Annotated in this window: 1 protein-coding gene and 1 pseudogene; one reads left to right on the plus strand and one right to left on the minus strand. The window is 41.6% G+C overall.

All coding sequences use genetic code 11. The features are described 5' to 3' along the window. A partial coding sequence (locus tag J07HQW2_RS00095) for an aryl-sulfate sulfotransferase (RefSeq protein WP_021053083.1) occupies positions 1 to 911 on the plus strand: 911 nt, incomplete at its 5' end. Between the two features lie 202 nt (positions 912 to 1,113). On the opposite strand, the pseudogene J07HQW2_RS00100 reads toward J07HQW2_RS00095, so the two are convergent. Next, positions 1,114 to 1,502: pseudogene (locus J07HQW2_RS00100) on the minus strand (hypothetical protein); the annotation flags it as partial.

Below are 1,502 nucleotides of genomic sequence, written 5' to 3' on the forward strand. Positions count from 1 at the left end.
CTATCCCCGCTGAAACTGCCCCACAATGGCACGATGCTGATTATATTAATAACGACAAATTTGCTGTTGCCGATATGTCAAGAGATAGAGTTTTCATCGTTAATACATCTACAGACATAATTGAATGGCAATGGCAGGCGGACCAACATTTTACTCTGGAGAGTGGCGACGATTCTGCACAGGATTGGACTCATCTAAATGATGTAGAAGTATTGCCGGATGGAAGGCTCATGGTATCCATGAGGAATCAAGACAGAGTGATATTCATAAATCAAACAACAGGCGTGGATGAGTCATGGACTCTCGGCGAAGAAGAAGAGGCAGGTGACAGAAATAAAATACTGTATGAGCAACATAACCCAGACTACATTCCTGATGAAGATGGCGGTCCTGCGATAATTGTGGCAGATAGTGAGCAAAACAGGGTCGTTGAGTTTCAACGGGTTAATAACTCTTGGAAAGAAACGTGGGAATATAACGCCAATTTAGATTGGCCAAGAGACGCTGATCGTTTGCCGAATGGACATACTCTGATAACCGACTCGCGCAATAGAAGAGTGATCGAAATAGATGAATCAAATAGTGTTATTTACGAAAAAGAAATTCCCCTACCGTATGAAGCGGAGCGAGTAGGTACCGGACCAGAGAGTAAAAACGGTAAGTCTGCAATTAGAGAAAACTTGTCTTCACCACCGGAGTCAAATACCAAAATCTCGACTTTAGGAAGAGTTGAGAGCTTGATGCCTGATGTTGTCGTGAATACTATATCGTTCCTACTTTCTAAATATCCATTTACACTAAATGGATTAGTTACATCGTCTACCTTTATTCTGACATCATTGATATGGGGCGCACTAGAGTGGAGATGGTCTGACTGGTACGTGCAGAGACCGATCAAAAACAGAAACTAACGATTTGGATCATGTCTTGTGGAATTTGAATTAAGATCATTACTATTTAATACTATCTGGTGGTTCTGTTACAATTGAATTAAAAAACAAGCTACTCCAGAATGAGTAATATCTACTGAACAGAAATATCAATAGGTTTGAGTGTTATTCAGTGTCCGACTCATAAGTTATTCAATTGAGTCAGTCAGATCAAAGACAGCAGTCACGATTCCACCAAGCGCTTGTAGACCCTCGCAGAGAAAATCAAACACTGTCTTTTTGTCGTATCATAATAACTTCTCGTTGACAGTTCTGCGATAAGATTCGAGGCAACCTGATAGCTTGCATCACTCTTAGCACAGGAATACCGAATGATATAGTTGTCTTTGACAAACGAACGTAGATCCTCTAATTTGTATGTAACACCGACCTTTTTTTGACCAGTCTTTCCATAGACGAACGTATGATATGGGGAAGCGCTTCTCGCCACAGGCGCGAGGGCATCGTGGAGATCATCGAGTTCTGTTTCACGCTCCGGGAGTTCCTCAGGTGTCAAAGAATCATAGAGAGTCGTCTCATCAGCGAAGATGTCCGTTTGATTTGTGAATGATT

Source organism: Haloquadratum walsbyi J07HQW2 (assembly GCF_000415985.1).
GTDB lineage: Archaea > Halobacteriota > Halobacteria > Halobacteriales > Haloferacaceae > Haloquadratum > Haloquadratum walsbyi_B.